The sequence below is a fragment of the Nocardiopsis kunsanensis DSM 44524 genome, assembly GCF_000340965.1.
GTDB classification, from domain to species: Bacteria; Actinomycetota; Actinomycetes; order Streptosporangiales; family Streptosporangiaceae; genus Nocardiopsis; species Nocardiopsis kunsanensis.
This window is the reverse complement of sequence record NZ_ANAY01000016.1, coordinates 54,849-75,528: the sequence shown is the minus strand read 5'-3', so window position 1 is coordinate 75,528 and position 20,680 is coordinate 54,849. Positions and strand designations below refer to the sequence as shown.

The following is a 20,680-nucleotide window of genomic DNA, read 5'->3' as shown; positions in this document are numbered from 1 at the left end:
CCCGGTCGCGGTTGCGAGTGTTGCGGGCCACGCTCCATCCCACCAGAGGTCGACGGAGGGAACAACCCCGGTCCCGTGGCCCCCCGCCACCGTGGAACTCTGCCCGAGGGCCGCACACACCCTCCTGTCCGCACAAGTAGTCACCGCTTCGATGAGTGCGGTAACAATGTTTCTCCCCCGTCTTTCCCCCGCTCCATGAAAGGCACATCATCCCCATGCGAAACCTCATCCCCATGAGAGGCACCCTTGTTGCTGTCCCCGCGCTGGCCCTCGGTCTGGCCCTGAGCGCATGCGGAGGCGACGACGGTGCCGAGACCGCCCCCGAGGAAGGCGGCACGGCCTCGGCCGAGCAGACGGCAGAGGACTTCGTCCAGGCCGTGCACGACCGCGACGGCGAGGCCGGATGCGCGCTGCTCGACGAACCCGCCCAGGACCTCGTCGCCCAGACCCAGGAAGCCGACGACTGCGCGACCGCCTTTCCGGACTACGCCGAATCCCTACCCGGCCCCGACGGCCTCGAGGCCGGCGAGGCCGAGATGAACAGCGACCTGGACGGCGAGACCGAGATCGTCAGCGTCGCGATGGTCTTCTCCGGCGGTGAGGAAGCCGGCAGTCTGGAGCTGCGCGCGGACGACGAAGGCGTCTGGACCGCGACCCGTGTCCCGGGCACCACCCTCGGCGGGGCCTGACCCCGCACCCGTAGGGGCGGGACCGACAGGTTCCGGCCCTACGGCCCCGAGCCCTCGCTCCCGGAAACGGCTCCGGGAAGGAGAAGGACAGGAACGCGGTACTTGCGGCTACAGCAGGGGCCTTCGCCGCGACGGCTCGGGACCGAAGTCCCCTTGTGGCCGGGGAGCGCTCTTCTGATCCGACCGCACACCCCACCCGGGAGGCCCACATGCCGTCCAGGCTTTCGAGCCGTTGTCCCGCCCTGCCCTGCGGGCCCGCGTACCCGAGTACACGCCGAAGAAGGGACCTGCGGTGACCCCGAGTCGGCTCTGGGCGTTCTCGGCAGTGGCCCGTTCCGGCTCGGCCGAGAAGGCCGCACACGATCTCGGTGTCTCCGAGGCCGCCGTGTCCCTGCAGGTGGGTAGGATCCGCACATTCTTCGGCGACCCCCTGTTCTCCCCGAGCGCTGCCGGACTCGTCTTCACCCCCGGAGGCCTGCGCCTGGCCGGCCGCGCCGCTGACATGCTGGAACTGCACGACCGCACTCTCAGCGAGGTCACCCGGGCCCGCGGTGGAGAACGCCTCCTGCGGGTGGCCGCCTCCAGCCTGTTCGACGACTACACCGCTCTGGGCCTCATCGAGTAGTTCGTGGGCCGAGTCGACAACCTCAACGCCGAACTCAGCGTGCACGACCCCGAAGAACTGCCTGCCCTCCTGCGGAGCCGGTCCGTCGACGTCGTCGTCGGGTCCGCGCTCGGGTCCCGTCCCGGGACAGGACCTGCGATCACCGGACGGACCATCCTCGACTTCGAGATGGTCACCGTGCCGGCGCCCGGCCACCCCCTGGCCCGGCGCCGGATCGACGAAGGCTGTATGCGTGAACACACGTGGCCCCTGGGCCCCTCGGCCAAGGCACGGTACGGGACCGTGCCGTCGACCCTGCGCCGTTTCAGGATCCCCGCCCACCGGCAGAGGGTCTTCCAGAGCCACGCCGCCGCCCTGGACCGTGTCCGACAGGGCGAGGGCGTCGGGCTCGCGCGCGGTTTCGCCGTCTCCCGTGACCTGGCGTCCGGGTCGCTGGTCACCCCCCCCCGAGCAGACCGCCCGCGCGCACCGGGGATTCCTGGACTGCCGCGCCCCTGAGGGAGGATGAGCTACCCGGGTTGGCCGACGAGTTCGTCCGCTTCGCCGCCACCGCCCGTGCCACACAGACGATGCTGCGGGGCACGGGAGTCCCAGTGGGCCACTTCCGGCCCTCGGTGCACGTCACCCTCTGGAGCTGGCGGCCAGGGTCTGCCGCTTCAGCGGCCCCTGAGGATCGCAGATATCCTTCAACGGACCGCCCCTCCATTAAAGTTTCATCCCTCGTCCTTTGATGAACGCGATTCGTGGGGCGTCCGTCCCCTGTGGAAAAGCACTTGTTACGAGGAGAAAGCCGTGTCCCCTGTTCAGGTCATCCGCACGCTGGCCACCGCTTCGGTCGCCGGTGGACTGGCCCTCGGGCTGATACCCAGCGGGCCGTGTGGGGCGGGTTGGTGGACCCCGGGCAGCGTTGACGGCTCCTTCGGGTGGTTCGCCGCGGGGGAGGCGCCCAGGATGGGGGCCGGAGGAACATGCGAGACCGCTATGGCGCCGGTGGGATCGTGGGCGATCGCGTTGATCGTGGTCGGGGCGACCCTGCTGGCTGGGGTGTGGAGCTGTGCTCAGGACGGCCCGAAGGAGTAGCCGATCCGCCCTCTGCGTCTCCGCAGAACTGACGTAGGGATCGGTCCCGGTGACCCGGGACGGCGGCCCGCGGCTGCGGCCGACCACCGTCCCGGGGCCACGGGTGTCAATCGTTGCCGAAGAGGGCCTCTTGTACGTCGTCGGGGCCCCGAACCGGTCCGGTCCCGCGCCCGAGATCTCCTCCACCAGGGTGTTGTCCGCACCGCTCTCCTGCGCCAGTGAGGTCAGGCCCCACGGCTCGCGGGGTACTGGCCCCCTTGAGCGCCTTCTGCAGGTCGACCGGGTTCAGCTCGGCCATGGTCTCCTCCCGCCCTGTGTCGTTGCACGGGGCTCCGGACGGACCCCGACCACCCGGTCGGACCGGCGAGAACACCCTGAGCAGGACGAAGAGGCAGACACGCCGCCGGACACTGCGAGTGCGCACGGGCGCGCAGCTTCCGGATCAGAGCTCGTCGCGGCTGAAGAGGAAGAACCCGTACTGGGTCTCGTGGTCCCGCCACTGCGACCTCAGGCTGAAACCGTGCGCCCCCACGTCACGGACCAACCGCTCGCCGTTGAACTTCACCGAATAGCCGACGTTGACGAAGTGGCCGCGCGGTACGTGCAGTGTGAGCCCGAGCCCCGGTATCGGTACCGTCCGGTCGTCCCGGGCACGAAGAATCCCCTCCACGGTCGATGTGGCCGCGTTGTAATGAGCCTCCGGGACGAAGTCGTCGAGCACGAAACCGGCACCGTAGCGACGGTTGAGCTGGGTGAGGTAGTTGAGCCGGAAGTCGGCGAAGGCCGAGTACCCGGGGGGATCGTTGTAACAGGCCTCCAGGGCCTCGCGGCTCTTGTCCAGATCGGCGGAGAGCAGGAAGCGCTCGCCCGGGCGCAGACTGCGGGCGATTTCGTCGAGCAACCCGTCACGCTCCTCACGCGTGGTGTTGCCGAAACTGCTGCCGAGGAAGGCGACCGCGAGCGGATCACCGGGGTAGGTACGGAGCCACTCCAGACCCGCCTCGTACCGTCCCCACAGCCCGGTGACCTCCAGACCGTCCATCTGCGCGGACAACATGGCACCACTGGATTCCAGCATGCTCCGATCGACGTCGATCGGAAGGTAGGTGGTCGCACGTAGACGCACACAACTCTCCAGCAGCAGCGCGGTCTTCTTCGCGCTCCCGCTACCCAGCTCCGCGAGCCGACCGCAGCCGAGCTGCTCGGCCAGGTCCGAGGAGTAGCGCTCCAGCAGGCCCCGCTCCACACGGGTCAGGTAGTACGTGGGCAACTCGGTGATCTGCTCGAACAGCTCGGAACCGACCGGGTCGTAGCCGAGCCAGGGCGGCAGCCGGGGCGGCGTCTGCAGGAGGCAGGCGCGCACGACCTCCTCCTCCGCAACCGTGCCGTCCCTGTCGTCGAGCGGCACGACGCCCACCCGCACCGCAGGTTCGGACGGGGTCATGGCTGCCCCGCGTACGAGGGCTCGCGGAAGCTCGAGGCACCGCGGTTCCAGTGGTGCAACAGGTACTCCTCCAACCGGCCGGCGAGGAACGTGCTGCTGCGGATCCCGAACACGAGATCGGGCGCCAACCCGGGTTCGTCCTTCAGCAGCGGCGCGATCACCTCGCGCCGAACGAGCTGCTCGTGCACCGCATCGGCCTCCACATGCTCGGCGTAGAACCGGACGGCGTCCGGACCGCAGCCCAGTCTCCGCATGGCCTTGACCAGCCGGTCCGAGCCGGGGGAGGAGGTGATCTCGATGGTGGCGAACTGCCCGATCAGCGCCGCACGCAAGGCACGGTGCAGCCCGCACAGCGACATGAAATTGACCTCGGCCAGCATTTCCGCGGGAGCAGAGCCGAGATAGGCACCGTAGGCGTCGGAGAGACCGAGTCCGGCCATCATGTCGGCGAAGAGCTTGGAGTGTGTGCGTTCGGGGTCCCCCGCGCCGTACTCGTCGTGCTGCACCGTCACCAGGGCAGCTTTGGACGGGCCGTCCAGGCGCGGGATGACGAAGGACTGCGGGTCGGCCTCCTTCAAGTGGTAGAGCGAACGGTGCGCGACGTACTCACGCAGCTGCCACAGCTTCCCGTGCTGGCGCAGGTGGTGGGAAACGCCGAACGCGTCGACGTGCTCGACGAGGAGCGCGTCGAGCTCGGCCTCCACGTCCGTACCGGAGGGCACGTCGTCCCTGAGCGCGTCGAGGAAGATCCTTTCCAGCTCGCCGCGGACCGCGAGCACTTCCGGATCCCATTCGCGGTCCGTGCCGACGTCCTGGAAACCGCGGTAGTGGAGCTCGTAACAGCAGTAGAGCGCCAGCTGGAGGTCCTCCCCGTACGGCGAGGACCCGTCCGCGCCCGAGAATCCGTGCCGATCCCCGCGCAGCGCGGACAGAACCGCCTCGGAGACCGGTCCACGGGGGGCGGGAAGCACCGGCGCCCCCGACAACATCGCGGTCACGGCTCCTCCTTCTTTCTCTCCTTGCCACGTACACGTCGACGGTGGCTGGTGTCGCAGAACGGGCGGCGCCGGCTGCGTCCGCACACGCACAGCGCGGTCACCGCCCGATCGCTCCGTACACGCGTTCCATCGGGCATCTCCACATCGACCGGGCCGTGGACGAGGATCGGGCCTTCCCCGGTGACGACGACCCGGCGACGCTCCTCAGCCATGGCGCGCCTCGATGACCACGAGTTCCTCCTCGACCTGGTCGGGACCGAGCAGCCCGCGGGTGCGCAGTTCCGGGACCCGTGCCCGCAGGACCGGACCGAACGGGATGCGGGCCCGCGCGACCGTCTCGGCCACCAGCCCGGCCTCCTCGCACCGGTCCAGCGTGGCTTGCTCACCGGCGATCCCGGACTGCACGACCAGGAGCGTCCCGTCCTCGTCGAGTGCCGAGGGCGCCCCCGCGCAGATACGGTCCAACAGCACCCGGCCGTCCGGACCCGCGTCCCAGCACCTGGCCATCCGGTGGCGGGACGGCGGCCTATCGGCGGTGGGCACGTAAGGCGGGTTGGCGAGCACGAGGTCGAAGCGGTGCGGGTTCACGGGGGAGAACAGGTCACCGCGGCGGACCGTCGCCGGGATCCCGTGCAGGCGGCTGTTGAGCCAACTGGTCAGGACCGAACGCCGCGACAGGTCGATGGCGGTGAGATCGGCCGCGCCGGCACGGAAGGCCTCGATACCCAGCGCCCCGGTACCCGAACCGATGTCGAGGACGGAGCGGCCCTCGACCAGGCCGCGCCGGCCCCGTCGACGCAGTACCTGACGGAGCAGCGAGGTGTCCTCCTGGGCTCGGTAGACGCCCGGCGGTCGCACTAGCAGCATGGCCTGTCCGCTACCCGGCCTCCGACTCGACCAATCGTGCCTGCCGCAGCGTCGCCGCCATACCTCCGGCGAGGGGTCCGGCGCCGTTGCGTGCGGGTCGGCCCACACCACCCGGTGCGCGCCAGCGCAGCCAGGCTATCCGCAGCTATTCGCTCCGGGGCCCGCTGTCCCAGTCGTCGGAGAGCACGAGCGGATGGACGTCAGTCAGAAGCGGGGGTCCCGCATCGAGAGAGGTGGTGTCGAGCGCCCCGGACCGACCTGTTTCGTTACCTCGGATGCCAGTGGCGGGACCACATCACCATTCGCATGTTCTCGAAATCCAGCGCTTTCAGGCCGCTTCGCCGGATGCTCCAGAACGGGCACGCAGTGAAATCCGGATCGAGAGGAATCACGTACTCGGCCGGGCCAGGAGCGCCCACTTCTCGTCGCCTTCGTCCGAGGGGCCGTCGAGAAAAGGGGATACTGAGGTGAGTGGGTGTCTCCGCCCAGGAGAAGGTTGGGCTTCGAGATGAGCCCTTCCTGATCGTGGTCTTGCAGAGATGCTCTTCGTAGAGCTGTTCCGTATCCGGGCCGACGTTGCGGACCGCGCCGTCGATGCTCGTCTGTGGACTCCAGGTCCGTCTCGCGGTAGCGGTAGGTCGAGTGCGCCCTGGGCAAGGCTGTGCAGTCGACCTGGCCGTACTCATCGTGGACGGCAAGAGCGCGCGGAGCTCACGTACGCGCCAGAGCCAGGAAGGGCACCTGCCGGCCGCAATGACCCCGCCGGCCAGGTGGCCGCCCAAGCGCCCATCGTGGACACCCAGGGCTCGCGCGGTCACGGTCCGAGGTGCCTGGGCGGATCCGTGCGTACACCTACTTCGGGGATTTTGCGTCCCGCGCCTCGTGCATCCACGCCAACGGCGTCCTCTCAAGAGCGAGTTTCGCCAACCGCTGAGCCGAAGACGTCTTCAGCGCTGCGAACGAGGTGTCGATCCACGCCTGGGTGTCCGTGCCCTGCTCCCGGTACTCCACGGCCTGAAGAAGGCATTCGAGCTTGTCGGCATCCCGCGCGCATACAGCTTCAGCTGACTCTCGGGCCTCGTACTCCGACTCTGTTCCTCCGATCAACCGCGCCAACCCCTCAGGCATCCCAGCAGTTTGGTCAGCGGTCACCTCGGCGTTGGATGCGGCCTTCAGGTAACGCTTTCCGATGTAGGGGATATCTGTCAGCCGCGATTCCTGCGTGTCATGGAACAACGCGAGGAACGCCGAGCGTTGCGGGTCGGCCCCTTCCAGCTCAGCCACGACCGCAGCAACGATCGCTGCCCGGTGCGAGTGGTCCGCGATCGACTCCGGGGCAGCGACACCGGCGACCACCCAGCCGGTACGCCGGTACCGCTTGAGTAGGCCTGCCTCGTACAGGTAGTCCAGTGCCCGCACGTCCTGCTCATCAGCCATGAAGGGCCCTTTCTAGCGTCGTTGGATCATTCGAAGAGCGTAGAGGACTTCCTCGAGCTCACGACGCGACTGTGGTGAGACAACGCCTTCCTCCAGCATCCGGGGCACCGAAGAAGCCAGGTCATCGGCGACCTTTGTGTCAAGCAGCGCGGGTTTGCGGATGATCAACGACCACAGGGTGTGGCACACAACGTCCACGTAGGGGTTGGTGGGGATGAGACGGCCCTTGAGGTGTTTGATGAGCCGGTCGCCGTGCCAGGAGTCGAGGTGGAGCTCGATCATGAACGTATCCGCGAGCTGGGGCTCCGGGATCTCGCCGAGCCAGTACGCCCAGTAGTTGAGATTGGCGATCTCGCAGGCGTCCGTGGAGATGTGCACATCGATGAACTGCGGGAGCGCCTCCTCATCGCCGGTACGGGCCAGGGTGTGCGCGCCCGAGCGGACGACGGCCCACGAGGGGCTCCATTCCACCTCGTTGCCCAGGCGTCGCTGTTCCGCGCGCTGCATGACCGCCAGCCACTCGATGGTTTCGCTGGACTTGTCGAACCCGGCAACGTAGTGAGCCTGGCGCCGAAGCAACGCACCCTCCACAGAAGCCTTCGCCGACTGTTCGGCGACGGTCCGGAGGTGATCGACCATGTGTCGGCGTTCGTCCGAGGCGAGGCCGGGCCCGGTTCCTGAAGGACCCCGACGGCGGAGCGGGGCGGCCTCTTGCAAAGCGTGGGGCACCGCACCGGTGAAGGGCCATGCGACCAGCTCCGTGAACGGTCTCGTGATCACCCACGTCGCGAGCGGGTGGTTGTCCAGATCGATGGGTCCGTCCGAGGCGAGTACGTACCCGAGGAAGCGGTCTGCTTGCAGACCGGTGTCGAGCTGCTCGAGCAGCTTTGGTGACGCCCCCAGCCGGTGGAGGAGGTGGCGGAGCTCGAGGTAGGCGTCGGTGGGGACGGCCATCAGTGGACGGCGCCCGGACTCCCAGCCCTGGAGAGTGGATACATCCACCCGGGTTCGCTCGGCGAGCTGTTCCTGTGTGAGGCCGACGGCCTGTCGGATGGTCTTGAGGACGTACCCCGACACCCGCCCTTCACGGTCTGCGTCGGGTCGTGACAACGAACCCTGACTGGCGGTCCGGGTTGAGGGGGCGGTGCGCTTGGCCATGGGGGGCTCCGAGGAGGTTACTCGTACTCCCGGTCCGTGGCAGGTCCGCGGGAGTGGTCCGTAGCGTGAGTTCCACAGTACAGAGCGGCACCTGCACGCGGGAATCTCAAACTTTCTTCCCGGCGTGTGGTTACCCGGCGCATAAGTGATCGGCGCCGATCCGTCAATCAAGAAAGGGCAGAAGCATGGACGCTTCGGTCATTCCCGTCCCTCTCGACACGGACGAGTCCGTCATCGACCTCGGCGACGCCGCCGACCTGACCCTCGGCGAGGGCAGCGCCCGCAACGAGAACAAGCGCAACCCGTACAACTGACCCCCTGGAGGGCGCTCGTCCGTCGGGGCGGGCGCCCTCGCCCCCTCAGGAAGGCGGAGAGCATGTGGTTCGGAGGGACCACCGGCCCCCAAATGCACGTCCGGCCGGCCGGTGCACAGCCCGTTACGGACCTCCCGTCGCTGTGGCTGAGTCCGGAATACCCCGATCCCCACATGGTCATTCCCTATCGGGACCGTGGCAGCGGCTTGATAGTGATCGGCATGTGTGGGGCTGATGTTCATCAGGTTCAGCGAGCGGTAGCCCACGGGGTTCCCAACGACGTTGCTTGGAGGTGGGCGGGAAGTTACATCGTCGCCGAGGTCACTCCGGACGGCGTCACGCTGTGGACCGACCTGGGCGCCACACCGCTCTACACACGCCGCACGGCACACGGGCTCATCTGGAGTTCGAGCGCGCGGATGCTCGCGTCGCTCCACGGGGACCCAGAGATCAGCCTCACCCACATGGCAGCCAGGGTGGCCGGTGACCAGTTCCACGGGTCTTGCTTCGAGCACGTGGACCCGCTCGCCTTCGGCCACAGGGTGCGTCTGTCCGGTAGGAACGTAGAACAGCGCCCAGTCTGGCGGCCGGCCGCGACTGACGGCGTTGATCACGGTCGCCGTCTCCGCTCGGCGTTGGAAAGCGCAGTGAGCGTACGTATCGAGTCGGGGAAGCACCCAAGCACGGACTTCTCCGGCGGCTTCGACTCCACGGCGCTGGGACTCGTCGCTGCTGCCCGCCTCGCACTCGAGGGGCGGCACATCACCGGAGTCACCTTGCACCCGGAGGGAGTGTTCCAGGGCGGAGATCTCGATTACGCACGCGAGTCCATTCCGCACCAGGGGTTACGCCACCGGTGGATGCCGATACGCCGCGAGCATCTGCCGTACACCGACCTCGACCTGGTACCGGCAACCGACGAACCCGCGCCCTCCACCGTCTCCTACGCCCACTTCTCAGCACAGCTGGTCTGGCTCGCGGAACAGGGATCGGACATGCACATGACCGGTGACGGTGGTGACGGCCTCCTCCTCACCCCGCCCAGTCACATCGCGTACCTCATGCGACACAAGAAGCCGTGGGCAGCGCTGGGAGAAGCTGCTCGTTGGGCGCAGATCCGACGCACTTCAATCTGGGACGCCTTGCAGAACGCACGTTCAACGCCACAGGTACGTACTCCGTTCGACCTGGAGAGCCCCACTAAGTAAGGAAAAGAGGATCTGATGCAGAACCCTATCCCCTCCCCGCGGCCCTCTAGCGATCCGCTGTACCGCAGCCTCCCGCACCGGCCTGCCCTGGTGGGCCCCGCGTGCACGGTGTGCGATCACCCCTCCTGCCGTCGGCGCCGCGCTCAGCGCCTGCCCCGTCTGGGTGGGCACCGCTCCGAGTACTCCCGCGAACATGCCCAGGCCGCGCAGGTCCAGCGCCAGTATCGGCACCTCATCATCTGGTGGGGCGAAAACACCCAATCGTTCTGGGTCGCCACCCCTGCCGGGCTGGAGGAGGCCCCCGACGTCGACGCCCTGCTGCTGAAGCTGTGGCCGCACACCGATCCGCCCGCCTTCCGCCTGTGGACCGAGAAGGCGGCCGACAGCCGGGTCCCGGCCCTGACCTGAGTACCGCCTGTCGGTGCGATCCCGCCCACCATCGGATCCGAGGGAACACGTCCTGTGGTGGGCGGGGAAGGCCGTGTCGGCGATGGGACGGTTATAGTTCGTGGCGCAAGGGCGCCACATGTGCGCGGACACAACGGCCGTGACCCGCTCCGCATGTACGCGGAGGTCCGGCAGCGTCGATCCGGGCGCAAGACGAGACGGAACGCTGGGAGCTATGGACAAGCGTTTGTTGAGACTCCAAGTGCAGAACTTCCGCAGTCTGCGTGATGTCAGTGTTCCGCTCGGCCCACTCACCGTGCTGGTCGGACCCAACGGAGCGGGCAAGACCAACGTGTTGGACGTCTTCCGCTTCCTGGCCGACATCATCCAGACCGATATCGAGCCCGCACTCGCAGCACGCAATGGTTTCGAGAACACGGCGTTTCGCGGCGGTACCCGGACTCCGGGGTTCATCCGGATCCGTATCGAAGCGACCTGGACCAAGCACAGCAGCTCCAACGCACTCGACGAGTACGAACTCGAGATCAAACGACGCAAGAGAGAGGGCGAATTCGCTCTTTCCCGGCAGGAGAGCTTCCAGTTCAAACGGGTCAAGGGACGCGGGCGGCGCATCACCATCCAGGGAAAGGAAGCCCGTGTCGAGGACACACGGCGAGGCCAGAACGAAGACGTACACTCGATCGGTCTACAGAAGTTCAGCAGTGGCCTGTCCACCTTGCCGCGGTTGAGTGATGACGCCGGCGGCAGTGAGGTCGCCACCCTCGCCGAAGGGCTGGCCTCGTTCCGTGTGTTCGACGTGGATGTGTCCTCGGCCCGTTTTCCCTCGCGTGTCCCCTCTCATGCACCCAGGGGAGCCACGCTCGAGGCAGATGCCTCGAACCTCGCTTTTTTCCTGTTCACCCTCAGTAGGAACGACCCGGACTCGTGGCAGCGTCTGGTCGACGACGCGAGAGAGGTTCTGCCGCACCTCGACGGAATCGACTTCGAGTTCCCTTCTGGTGCCGGGCGCGAAATCATCGTGGTTCTCCGGGAGACCGGCCTCCGGGTACCCACCGAATTGGCGGATGCCTCGTTCGGAACGATCCGGCTCCTCGGACTCCTCGCGCTTCTGTACGACTCGAACCCTCCCGCGCTGACTTGTATCGAGGAGATCGACCACGGGCTCCACCCCCAAGCGTTGGAATTGCTCGTGGAACGCATTCGTGAAGCGAGCGAACGCACCCAGTTCCTCATCGCGACCCACTCGCCGGCCCTCGCCGACAGACTCAGGCCGGAGGAACTCGTCGTCTGTGAACGCGACAGTGACGGGGCGTCCCGGATACCAGCGGTCACCCAAGAGCGGCTGGAAGCCATCGTGGAGCGGAGCGAGGACCTTCCCCTGGGCGAGCTGTGGTTCTCCGGAGCTCTGGGCGGTGATCTGTGAGTGGTCGGCACCAATCACGACGTAAGGGCCGAGACCGCTCCGTCGTGGTGATCGCGGGTGAGGACAGCAACGACCGGGAAAGTCTGAAGACCCTCCTTGAGGAGAAACATCCTGCTCTGCGCGGCAGTATCGTGCAGATCCGCGATACCGTCCGCCTCCACAAGGCCACAGGGGAGAACCTCGCCAAGAGGGTCCGCTCGATCATCAACAAGGCCAAGGGTGTCGCTGAGAAACAGGGGCCGGGAACCCGAGTGGCTTGTCTCTACGTGCACGAGGACTTCGATGCCGTCGACGGTCCGGCCTACGTGGAAGCCCACCGGCGGGTGGAGCAGGAGATCCATCATCAGACGGACAACGGACACTATGTCCTGGCGGTCGCCGAGATGGAAGCGTGGATGCTGCTCTTTCCGGAGGCGCTGCCCACAGTGGTGAAGACGTGGAAGCTCCCCACCAAGTACGTGGGCAGGGACACCGGTCGTTTTGCCGACCCCAAGGGCCTCCTCATGCGTGAGGTCTCCAAGGCCAAGGGGCGTCGGTACACCGAATCCGATGCGCCCGCCGTCTTTCGTGCCGTCGTCGACGGCAGACACCTGGGTGCGGTCCAGGGCAGCAACAGCTCCTGGACACGGTTCTGGCACGACGTCGAGCTCTGCGGTCGGGAACACCTTCGAGGGTGAGGGGGCCGTCCAGCCCCAGTCCGTCGGCTGCGGACACGAGGGGTGCCCGGGTCCCGGCCCTGACCTGACGGCACACCGCCCCGGGCGGCACAGCGAAGCGACCGTCTCTCTACGCCCGGGGACGATCGTGTTGAAACAGGGATGAAGCCGGTGAAATCACCGGGAAGCCTCGCGTCGCCCGCGCGGGCCCGGCGAGGCCGTGTCGGCCACCGCCGCGATCACGTCCCGCAGGGCGGCGAAACTGTGCGCGGGCAGGAACTCGTCGCAGTGGGGCAGCGCCGCCGCCATACCTGCGGCGCGGGGCTCGAAGCCCGGCGCCGCCGCACGCGGGTTGGCCCACACCACCCGGTGCGCGCGCCGGCGCAACCGGGCCATGACCGCGGCTATCCGCTCCGGGGACCCGCTGTCCCAGCCGTCGGAGAGCACGAGCACGACCGCGCCCCGCACCGACGCCCCGTGGCGGGAGGTGAGGAGTTCGTGCACGCTCGCGGCGATCCGGGTCCCGCCGAACCGGTCGGCCACGGTCTCGCCGGCGCGTTCCAACGCCGCGTCCACATCGCTGTGCGCCAGGACCGGGGTGAGACGGGTCAGGCGGGTGGCGAAGGCGAAGGCCTCCGCCCGGGCGGAGGAGCGCACGAGTGCGCGCATGAGGTGCATGCGGGCGGCGGACTGCGTGCGCACCGACTCGCTCACGTCGCACAGCACCACGAGCCTCCTGGGCCGGCGGACCCGCTCCTCCTGGACGAGTTCCCACTCGGTGCGCCGGGCCCGCGCGAGGGTGGCACGCAGGGCAACACGGTCCCCGCAGCGACCGGGACGCCGGCGCCGGGGCCGCCGCCGCGGCATGCGGGGCAGACTCTCGGCGAGCCACGCGCCGATCTGCGCCACCTGGTCCTCGGACAGGGTCTCGAAGGGTTCGCCGGCCAACGCCTCACGCTCGGTGGCCGACAGTGCCACGTGGGCCGGGGACGAGGGCTCCGACGGGGCGGCCGGTGTGGCCCAGGGCAGGGGCGCGCGGCCGCGCCCCCGCACGGCCCGGCCCTCGCCTGCCTCGCCGGTGCCAGGGGCGACCGTGGTGCCACGGCCCGCGCCCTCGGACGCGGACCGGGCACGGTGCCTGGTACGGACCGAGGACGGGGCCCGCCGGGGCTCCTGGACGGGGCCGCGTCGCCGAAGACCTCCTCGAAGACCGCGTCGAAGGCGGGCAGCCCGTCGACGCGCCGCACCAGGCAGACACGGGCGCTCCAGTGCAGGCGCCCAGTCGTGCGCGGGGTGTGCGAGGCCAGAGCCCGGGAGAGGAACTGGGCCGCGGAGAGGTCGACCCGCACACCGCGTTCCCGGAGCCGTCCGGTCAATGCCGCGGCGAAGACGGCCCGGTCCACACCCGCGAGCAGGGGCACGGAACGCTCATCCCCCGATGGCGTAACCGATGGCCACACCCGCCACCAACGCAACCAGCACCGTGAGCATCGGCCACACGCCCTTGAAACCCGTACCGGAGACCGCCCTCGGTTCCGCGGGTCCGGCCTCGGGGGCGTCGATATTCCGGGACCGCGGAGCCCCCTCGTCCGAGGAGCCGCCGTAAGCCGGGACCACACCGTCGGAACCCTCGGCGGCACCACCGGACAGAGGGCCGCTGCCGGACATCTGCCCCCCTCCCGACATGTGGGAACCCCCGGCCATGTGGCCGCCGCCCGACATGTGCTCGCCTCCGGACATGTGGGAGCCTCCGTCCCCACGTCCGGACCCCTCGTCCGACTTGTCGTTCATCCCGTCCGCCTCCATGGTGTCGAGTTCGTCCTCCACCCCTAGGAACTGCCCCAGCAGACGCTCCGAAACATCCTGGACCGTGCCGTCCCCACCCGCGCGCCTTTTCCGTGAGCGGGGGATGCACACGTTCGTTGCGGAAGCATCGGCCGGGTCTTCGGGGACGTCCGATGCACGCGGTGCCGCCCCCGGCGGTCAGTGGGAGCCGGCCCCGTCGGCGATGAGCCCGGCGGATTCGATCACGGCCCGACCGAAGGGTTCCGGGGTGTCGGGCTCGAGTGCCGACAGGTCCACGCTCGCCCCGCGATACGTGTCCGGTACCGAACTGGCGGTGGGCGGAGGGACGACCTCGGTCGGGCCCTACCACCGGGTCCTCTCCGAGCTTCGTGAACGCGAGGGCTGAACCGGTACGGGGGTCTTCCGTGCACGTTCGTCCGACCGATATGAGGCATAGGATCGGTCGGGACGGCGAAATGGGCACGAGGGGGAGAACCACATGACACGGGAAGTACTGGTCGTCATCGGTGCAGGGGACATGGGGATGGCCACGGTCCGCAGGGTCGGCTCAGGCTCCCACGTACTCCTCGCCGACCTCGACGAAGGCATCCTCGCCGAGACCCGCACACGCCTGCACGGCGAAGGGTACGAAGTCACCCCCCACGGCGTCGACGTCGCCTCCCCCGAATCCGTCGACGCCCTCGCCCGCGCCGCCGCCGGACTCGGCCCCGTCACCCGCATCGTCCACACCGCCGGGCTCTCCCCCAACCAGGGCTCGGTACAGCGTGTCCTCGCAGTGGACCTCGTCGGCGTCGCCCTGGTCCTGGAAGCTTTCCGGGACGTCATCGCGCCCGGAGGCGCCGGGGTCGTCGTGGCCAGCATGGTCGGCAGCCTCTACGCCGGGCAGCTCACCGACGGAGAAGCCAGGGAACTGGCCACCACACCCGCCGAGGAATTGGCCGACCTGCCCTCCGCCTCCACCGACCGGCTCGCCGAAGGCCACACCGCCTACGGGTACGCCAAGCGCGGCAACCAACTCCGGGTGCAGGCCGAGGCCCTGAAGTGGGGCGCGCGCGGGGCCCGCCTCAACTCCGTCAGCCCCGGCGTCGTCTCCACCCGCATGAGCAGGCCTGAACTCGAGGACCCCCAGGGGCCGGCGCGCGCGATGGTCGACGGGGCCGCCGTACCGCGCCTGGGCACCGCCGACGACGTCGCCGCCGTGGTGGCCTTCCTGCTCGGGCCCGAAGCCGGCTACGTCTCGGGCACCGACGTCCTCGTCGACGGAGGCGTGGTCGCCTCCATCAAGGCGGGGTCGGCGTAAGAACCCGCCAGAGCGCGCAGCACCTGCGAACATCCCGCGTCGACGGTGAGCGCGGCCAGGTCGTCACACCTGGTCGCGCCCCGGTTCAGGATCACCACGGGCTTGCCCTGCTGGGCGGCCCGCTTGACGAAACGGCGCCCGGAGAAGACCGTCAACGACGAACCCGCGACCAGGAGCCCCGCTGCTTCCTCCACCAGGGCGTAGACCTCCTCGACCCGCGGCTTGGGCACGTTCTCCCCGAAATAGACGATGTCGGGCTTGAGTATGCCCCCACACCCGGTGCAGTCAGCGACCAGGAAACCCTCGGTGGAGGACAACGCCGCGTCGGCGTCCGGGGCGAGCTCGATGTCCTCCACCGTCACCGAGAAATCCGGGTTCAGCTCCGCCAACCGCACGTCGAGGCTGCTGCGCGCCGTGATCTCACGGCACCCGAGGCAGATCACCCGGTCGTAGCGCCCGTGCAGGTCGACGACGCGGCGGCTGCCAGCGGCCTCGTGCAGGGTGTCGACGTTCTGGGTCACCACCGCCGAGACGAACCCGGCCGCCTCGAGGTCCGCGAGCGCACGGTGCCCGTCGTTGCACTCGGTACGTTCCATGTGCCGCCAACCCACATGGTTGCGGGCCCAGTAGTGGCGGCGGAAGGCGGCATCTCCCACGAACTGTTGGTAGGTCATCGGGTTGCGTGGCGGGGAGCCGGGGCCGCGGTAGTCCGGGATCCCGGAGTCGGTGGACACCCCCGCCCCGGTCAGCGCGAGTACGGGACCGTCGCCGAGGATGGCGCGCACGCGCTCGGCGGTGGCCGTCGGGTCGTCGGCGTGGAGCGTTTCGGTCACGATTCGAGGGTACGTGCCCGTGCCGACCGCGCATGGGTGGGCTAAGAGGGGGAGAGCAGCACCTCCGAGACCACACGCCCGTCGGCAGCGGTCACGGTGAAGGTCCACCCGCCGACCGTCACACTCGCGCCGGGCCCCGAAGGGATCTCACCCAGCAGGAGCAGCACCAGGCCGGCGACCGTGATGTAGGCGCCCGCGGGCCGCTCGGTCAGCTCCACCCCCAGGTCCGGCAGGTCGTGGACAGGATAGGTACCGGGAAGGCGCAGCGTGCCGTTCGGTAGGCGCGACGGGCCCGGTTCGCGGTCGGTCTCGTCGTAGATCTCGCCGACCACCTCCTCCAGGAGGTCCTCCAACGAGACGATCCCGGCGACGTCGCCGTTCTCGCTGATGACCACCGCCATCTGCCGGCGCTGCGCGGTCAGTCGGCGCAGTGCCCGCGACACCGAAAGCGAGTCCGGCAGCAACAAGGGCTCGCGCAAGCTCTCCCACACCCAGCCCGTGGCTCCGACCAGGTCCGCCCAGTGTGTGATGCCCACGACCTCGTCCATTCCGTCGGCGCTGACCACCGGAGCGCGCGAGTGCCCGCGCTCGGCCAGCATCCGCAACGCCTGATCGACGCTGGCCCCGGAGGGCACCGTGTCCATCTCCCTGCGCGGAACGAGCACGTGCCGCAGCCTCCGGTCACCGATGTCGAAGGCCCCGGACAGGATCGTGCGCTGCTCGGGGCTGATGTCGCGCTGGTCGGAGATCATCTCCCGGAGTTCCTCCTCGGAGACCTCCTCCCGGCTCGCGTTCGGGTCCACACCCGCGAGCCGCACCACCAGGTCCGTGGACACCCCCAGCAGCCACACCGCAGGGCGTGACAGGGCCGCGATCAGGTCCAGGGGCCGTGCCACCAGCCTCGCCCACCCCTCGGCGCGCTGCATGGCGATGCGTTTGGGGGCGAGTTCGCCCAGGACCAGGGTCATGAAACTCAACAGAACCGTCACACCCACGACCGCGACCGGTGCGGCGTACTGCCCCAGGAAGCCCAACGGCTCGATCAGGGGCTGGGCCAGCGCCACCGCTGCGGTCGCCGAGGCCAGGAACCCGGCGAGAGTGATACCGATCTGGATCGTGGCGAGGAACCGGTTGGGGTCACGGGCCAGGCGCACAGCCGCCCGGCCGCCGGGACCGCTCTCCGCCAGCTGCTTGAGTTGGCCCTCCCGTAACGTGATCAGGGCGATCTCGCTGCCGGCGAAGAGTGCGTTCAGTACGACCAGGACCAGTACGAGGACGATCTGCGTCTCGTAGCCCCCCATCGGTGACCCCCGAGATCGTGTCCGGGTTCGAACGCCAGGGGTCATCCCCCGATTCCCGCCAGTCACACTTTCCTCAGGTTGAGTCCTTCAGGACGCCGAATCCCTGTGTTGTCGGACACCCTCCGCATGAGTGGGCGCTCCTCGGGGAGGGCTGGGACGCAAGGCAGCACGAACGGAGGAGATCTTCCGGATGAGTATCAGCGGGATCATCAGCGCACTAGTCGTGGGTCTGATCATCGGCGCTCTGGGCCGCTTGGCAGTCCCGGGCAAGCAGCACCTGCCGATCTGGCTGACGATCGTGATCGGTATCGTGGCGGCCTTCGTCGGCAGTGCGATCGCGGGACTGTTCACGTCGATGTGGATCTTCGTGCTCGCGGTACAGGTCCTGGTTGCGGCGGCTGGTGTCCTGCTCATCGACGGCGCCTACTCCCGGCGCTGAACCGGGCCGCCCCGAGAGGCCCGGCACGAACGGCCACGGCGCTGCCCGGGACCCCGGGCGGCGCCGTGTGCGTGTCACGGCCGGAGGTCCTCAGGCGTGGGCGAAACCCGGGTACCCCTGCTCGGCGATCTCGGCGCACCGCTGCCGGTACACGTCCATCCCCGCGGCGTAGGGCATGAACGTCCGGGGTTTGCCGGGGGTGTTGTCACCCATGTACCAGGAGCTGCCCTCCGGGTAGAAGGTGAAGGAGGCGACCTCGGCCACGTGGTCGGTCCACTCCTGCTCCGCGGACGCCTCGGGCTCGGTCGTGCGCACACCCTCGGCCTCCAGGTGGGCGATGTAGTCGGACACCCATTCCACGTGCTGCTCGATGGAGACCATCACGTTGCCCAGCACCGAGGGGCTGCCCGGGCCGGTCAGCATGAACAGGTTCGGGAACCCGGCCGTGGCCACCCCCAGGTAGGTACGGGGCCCCTGCTCCCAACGGTCGGCCAACCGCACACCGCCGCGTCCCCGCAGGTCCATGCGCAGGTAGGGGCCGGTCATCGCGTCGAACCCGGTGGCCATGACGACCACGTCGGCCGGGTACTCGGTGCCGCCGGCCACGATCCCGGACCGGGTGAAACCTTCCACGGGGTTCTCGCGCACCGACACCAGGCTGACGTCGTCGCGGTTGAACGCGGCGTGGTACCCCGACTCCACACAGATGCGCTTGCTGCCGATGGGGTGGTCGTCGGGGCACAGCAGCTCGGCCGTCGCGGGGTCCTGGACGGTCTCGCGGATGCGTTCGCGCACGTACTCGGACATGGCCTCGTTGCTGGTGCGGTTGAACAGTGCGTCTGCGAACGCGCCGAGGAACACCAGGCCGCCGTCACGCCACCGTTGGTCCATCTCGGCCCGGCGCTGCTGCTCGTCCAGACCCTCCGCGCTCTCCGGGGCGGCCGGGAGCGGGAACCCGCCAACCGAGGCCAGGGCCTCCTTGCGGTGCCGTGGGTACTCGGCGCGAAGCGCCTCGAACTCGCCCTCGGCGTAGGGGCGGTTGCGGGACGGGATCGCGAAATTGGCGGTGCGCTGCAGCACCGTCGTGTGGGCGGCCCGCTGCGCCACTTCGGGCGTGAGCTGGATGCCCGTGGAGCCGGTGCCCACGACCACGACCCGCTTGCCGTCCAGGTCCACGCCCTCCTCGGGCCAGCGTGAGGTGTGCAGGATCCGTCCGGTGAAGTCCTGCGCGCCGGACAGGTTCGGGCTCTGGGGAGCGGACAGGCACCCCACGGCCGTCACCAGGTAACGGGTCTCGATCCGTTCCCCGTCGTCGGTGCAGACCTGCCAGGTGCCGGAGTCCCCATCGAAAGCCGCGCTCTCCACCCGGGTGCCGAAGATGATGTCGCGGTACAGGTCGAAACGCTCGGCGACGTGTTCGGCGTAGGCGAGGATCTCCGGCTGTCCGGCGTAACGCTCGCTCCAGGTCCAGTCCGACTGCAGGTCCTCGTCGAAGGAGTAGGAGTAGTACAGGGACTCGGAGTCGCAGCGCGCGCCCGGATAACGGTTCCAGTACCAGGTGCCGCCCACACCGCGGCCGGCCTCCAGGGCCCGGACGTGGAGACCGAGGCGGTCCCGCAGGCGGTGGAGGGCGTACATACCTGCGAAACCGGCGCCGACGACGACAGCGTCGAGGCGGGAGGTGTGGGACACGGGGGCGTCCTTTCGGGCCTGGGAGGGGCAGGGTTCTCGGCGCTGGGCGGCATCACGGTACCGCTCCGGCGACGGCACCCTACAAGCGGATTCCGGTGCCGCTCCCTTCGGGTTGCCCCCGGACCGCGGCGGGAACGGGCCATGGCCGGGTTCGCGGAACCGGTCAGCCCGGGCGACCGCGGCGGTCACACCCCGTCGACCAGCAGGTCCGTTCCGGACACGAAACTCGAGGCGGAGCCGAGCAGGTACTCGGCGGCCACCGCGATGTCGGTGGGCGTGCCCAGGCGCCCGGCGTTGGAGGCTCCGACCACCGCCCGCATCGACGCACCGTGCTCGCTGTCGAGCTCACCGCGGCCCATGGAGGTGGAGACGACACCGGGGCTGATGTTGTCGACCCTGGCGCCCCGCTCGCCCCAGACGGTGCTGGCGGCCTGGACCCACAGGTGGTTGGCCCGCTTGGCGACCGAGTAGGCCGCACCCGGATCGGTGGCGGCACGGCCGACGACCAGGGGCAGCGACAGGAGGTCCTCGGCCGGGGCGGTGGCCAGCGCGGACGCCTCCCCCTCAGGCAGGGGCGGAACCCGGTGCCCGGCCATGCTGGAGATGACCACCCCGGACCCGCCCGGGGCCATGACGCGGTCGAACTCCTCCAGGACCAGAGCGACCCCGAGCAGGTCCACGGCCAGGATCCGCTCGGCCGGGACCTGGACCGGTGATAGACCGGCGGTGTGTGCCATCCACCGGACCTCGCCGAGCTCCGCCCGCCCCGGCCAGCTCGGCCACCGACGCACGCGAGGCCACGTCCACGGGGCGGGTCGTGACCTCGTGACCCTCTCCGCGGAGCTGCTCGACGCAGGCCGCCAACACCTCCGGGGAGTGGTCGGCCAGCAGCAGACGGGCCTCACCCCCGATGCGCTGCGCGATGGCCCGGCCCATGCCGCCGGCCCCGATGACCACGGCGACGTCGCTCGTTCTCAAGGGGTGCCCCCGATGCATTCCGGC

The 20,680-nt window shown here is 69.1% G+C and carries 24 protein-coding genes and 1 pseudogene; 11 read left to right on the top strand and 14 right to left on the bottom strand.

The annotated features are described in order from the left end of the window. The first annotated feature begins 233 nt into the window (after nucleotides 1–233). From D456_RS0112730 to D456_RS0112720, 4 genes are all read left to right on the top strand, one after another. A complete protein-coding gene (locus tag D456_RS0112730; RefSeq protein WP_026115808.1) occupies nucleotides 234–689 on the top strand; it encodes a hypothetical protein in 456 nt (151 codons plus the stop codon). 292 nt (nucleotides 690–981) lie between these two features. Beyond that, nucleotides 982–1,314, top strand: a complete 333-nt coding sequence (locus D456_RS27265; protein ID WP_204366777.1) for a LysR family transcriptional regulator — start codon at nucleotides 982–984, stop codon at nucleotides 1,312–1,314. A 3-nt stretch (nucleotides 1,315–1,317) separates the two neighbouring features. Next, entirely contained in the window at nucleotides 1,318–1,812 is a 495-nt protein-coding gene (locus tag D456_RS27260; RefSeq protein ID WP_017576562.1) for a substrate-binding domain-containing protein, read from the top strand. Between the two features lie 294 nt (nucleotides 1,813–2,106). Beyond that, a complete protein-coding gene (locus D456_RS0112720) occupies nucleotides 2,107–2,394 on the top strand; it encodes a hypothetical protein (protein ID WP_017576561.1) in 288 nt (95 codons plus the stop codon). A gap of 106 nt (nucleotides 2,395–2,500) precedes the next feature. Here the strand turns inward: D456_RS0112720 and D456_RS26590 are convergent, their stop codons facing one another. The 7 genes from D456_RS26590 to D456_RS0112690 all read right to left on the bottom strand — a co-directional run bounded on the left by D456_RS26590 (nucleotide 2,501) and on the right by D456_RS0112690 (nucleotide 8,250). Next, nucleotides 2,501–2,692: a hypothetical protein gene (locus D456_RS26590; RefSeq protein ID WP_230480046.1), complete on the bottom strand. Its 192-nt coding sequence runs from the start codon at nucleotides 2,690–2,692 to the stop codon at nucleotides 2,501–2,503. Nucleotides 2,693–2,836: 144 nt separating this feature from the next. After that, nucleotides 2,837–3,838, bottom strand: coding sequence for an L-histidine N(alpha)-methyltransferase (locus tag D456_RS0112715; protein ID WP_017576560.1), 1,002 nt, complete (start codon nucleotides 3,836–3,838; stop codon nucleotides 2,837–2,839). Continuing rightward, nucleotides 3,835–4,827: an iron-containing redox enzyme family protein gene (locus D456_RS0112710; protein WP_040699240.1), complete on the bottom strand. Its 993-nt coding sequence runs from the start codon at nucleotides 4,825–4,827 to the stop codon at nucleotides 3,835–3,837. The genes D456_RS0112715 and D456_RS0112710 overlap by 4 nt, the downstream gene beginning before the upstream one ends. Before the next feature lie 5 nt (nucleotides 4,828–4,832). Then, a complete protein-coding gene (locus D456_RS0112705; protein ID WP_017576558.1) occupies nucleotides 4,833–5,048 on the bottom strand; it encodes a CDGSH iron-sulfur domain-containing protein in 216 nt (71 codons plus the stop codon). Further along, entirely contained in the window at nucleotides 5,041–5,703 is a 663-nt protein-coding gene (locus D456_RS0112700; RefSeq protein WP_193373832.1) for a HemK2/MTQ2 family protein methyltransferase, read from the bottom strand. Before D456_RS0112700 ends, D456_RS0112705 begins: the two co-directional genes overlap by 8 nt. 852 nt (nucleotides 5,704–6,555) lie before the next feature. Then, complete coding sequence (locus D456_RS0112695; RefSeq protein ID WP_017576556.1) at nucleotides 6,556–7,140, bottom strand: HD domain-containing protein; 585 nt, start codon at nucleotides 7,138–7,140, stop codon at nucleotides 6,556–6,558. 12 nt (nucleotides 7,141–7,152) lie between these two features. Further along, nucleotides 7,153–8,250, bottom strand: coding sequence for a helix-turn-helix domain-containing protein (locus D456_RS0112690; RefSeq protein WP_239643825.1), 1,098 nt, complete (start codon nucleotides 8,248–8,250; stop codon nucleotides 7,153–7,155). A gap of 233 nt (nucleotides 8,251–8,483) precedes the next feature. On the opposite strand from D456_RS0112690, the gene D456_RS26580 reads away from it, so the two are divergent. The 5 genes from D456_RS26580 to D456_RS0112665 all read left to right on the top strand — a co-directional run bounded on the left by D456_RS26580 (nucleotide 8,484) and on the right by D456_RS0112665 (nucleotide 12,328). Next, complete coding sequence (locus tag D456_RS26580) at nucleotides 8,484–8,612, top strand: albusnodin family lasso peptide (protein WP_017576554.1); 129 nt, start codon at nucleotides 8,484–8,486, stop codon at nucleotides 8,610–8,612. Between the two features lie 62 nt (nucleotides 8,613–8,674). Then, the gene (locus D456_RS24105; protein ID WP_017576553.1) at nucleotides 8,675–9,820 is read left to right on the top strand and encodes an albusnodin/ikarugamycin family macrolactam cyclase; all 1,146 of its coding nucleotides are present in this window, start codon (nucleotides 8,675–8,677) and stop codon (nucleotides 9,818–9,820) included. 15 nt (nucleotides 9,821–9,835) lie between these two features. Continuing rightward, nucleotides 9,836–10,228, top strand: a complete 393-nt coding sequence (locus D456_RS24100; protein WP_040699220.1) for a hypothetical protein — start codon at nucleotides 9,836–9,838, stop codon at nucleotides 10,226–10,228. A gap of 214 nt (nucleotides 10,229–10,442) precedes the next feature. Next, complete coding sequence (locus D456_RS0112670; RefSeq protein WP_017576551.1) at nucleotides 10,443–11,651, top strand: AAA family ATPase; 1,209 nt, start codon at nucleotides 10,443–10,445, stop codon at nucleotides 11,649–11,651. Nucleotides 11,652–11,695: 44 nt separating this feature from the next. Beyond that, nucleotides 11,696–12,328: a hypothetical protein gene (locus tag D456_RS0112665; RefSeq protein ID WP_017576550.1), complete on the top strand. Its 633-nt coding sequence runs from the start codon at nucleotides 11,696–11,698 to the stop codon at nucleotides 12,326–12,328. 156 nt (nucleotides 12,329–12,484) lie between these two features. Here the strand turns inward: D456_RS0112665 and D456_RS25640 are convergent, their stop codons facing one another. Then, a complete protein-coding gene (locus D456_RS25640; protein WP_204366776.1) occupies nucleotides 12,485–13,360 on the bottom strand; it encodes a VWA domain-containing protein in 876 nt (291 codons plus the stop codon). Between the two features lie 375 nt (nucleotides 13,361–13,735). Then, entirely contained in the window at nucleotides 13,736–14,098 is a 363-nt protein-coding gene (locus D456_RS0112655; RefSeq protein WP_152442557.1) for a hypothetical protein, read from the bottom strand. A gap of 493 nt (nucleotides 14,099–14,591) precedes the next feature. On the opposite strand from D456_RS0112655, the gene D456_RS0112640 reads away from it, so the two are divergent. Beyond that, the gene (locus D456_RS0112640) at nucleotides 14,592–15,413 is read left to right on the top strand and encodes an SDR family oxidoreductase (RefSeq protein ID WP_017576546.1); all 822 of its coding nucleotides are present in this window, start codon (nucleotides 14,592–14,594) and stop codon (nucleotides 15,411–15,413) included. Here D456_RS0112640 and D456_RS0112635 read toward each other — a convergent pair. Further along, nucleotides 15,344–16,246: an NAD-dependent protein deacetylase gene (locus tag D456_RS0112635; RefSeq protein WP_017576545.1), complete on the bottom strand. Its 903-nt coding sequence runs from the start codon at nucleotides 16,244–16,246 to the stop codon at nucleotides 15,344–15,346. The genes D456_RS0112640 and D456_RS0112635 overlap by 70 nt on opposite strands. 41 nt (nucleotides 16,247–16,287) lie before the next feature. Then, nucleotides 16,288–17,547, bottom strand: a complete 1,260-nt coding sequence (locus tag D456_RS0112630) for a hemolysin family protein (RefSeq protein ID WP_017576544.1) — start codon at nucleotides 17,545–17,547, stop codon at nucleotides 16,288–16,290. A 190-nt stretch (nucleotides 17,548–17,737) separates the two neighbouring features. Here D456_RS0112630 and D456_RS0112625 point away from each other — a divergent pair, with 190 nt between their 5' ends. Next, the gene (locus D456_RS0112625; protein WP_017576543.1) at nucleotides 17,738–17,986 is read left to right on the top strand and encodes a GlsB/YeaQ/YmgE family stress response membrane protein; all 249 of its coding nucleotides are present in this window, start codon (nucleotides 17,738–17,740) and stop codon (nucleotides 17,984–17,986) included. A gap of 90 nt (nucleotides 17,987–18,076) precedes the next feature. On the opposite strand, the gene D456_RS0112620 is transcribed toward D456_RS0112625, so the two are convergent. The 3 genes and pseudogenes from D456_RS0112620 to D456_RS27505 form a co-directional block, all read right to left on the bottom strand. Next, the gene (locus D456_RS0112620) at nucleotides 18,077–19,678 is read right to left on the bottom strand and encodes a flavin-containing monooxygenase (RefSeq protein ID WP_017576542.1); all 1,602 of its coding nucleotides are present in this window, start codon (nucleotides 19,676–19,678) and stop codon (nucleotides 18,077–18,079) included. Between the two features lie 185 nt (nucleotides 19,679–19,863). Then, the gene (locus tag D456_RS24090) at nucleotides 19,864–20,415 is read right to left on the bottom strand and encodes an SDR family oxidoreductase (protein ID WP_017576541.1); all 552 of its coding nucleotides are present in this window, start codon (nucleotides 20,413–20,415) and stop codon (nucleotides 19,864–19,866) included. Nucleotides 20,416–20,473: 58 nt separating this feature from the next. Beyond that, nucleotides 20,474–20,614: pseudogene (locus tag D456_RS27505) on the bottom strand (SDR family oxidoreductase); the annotation flags it as partial. Between the last annotated feature and the right edge of the window lie 66 nt (nucleotides 20,615–20,680).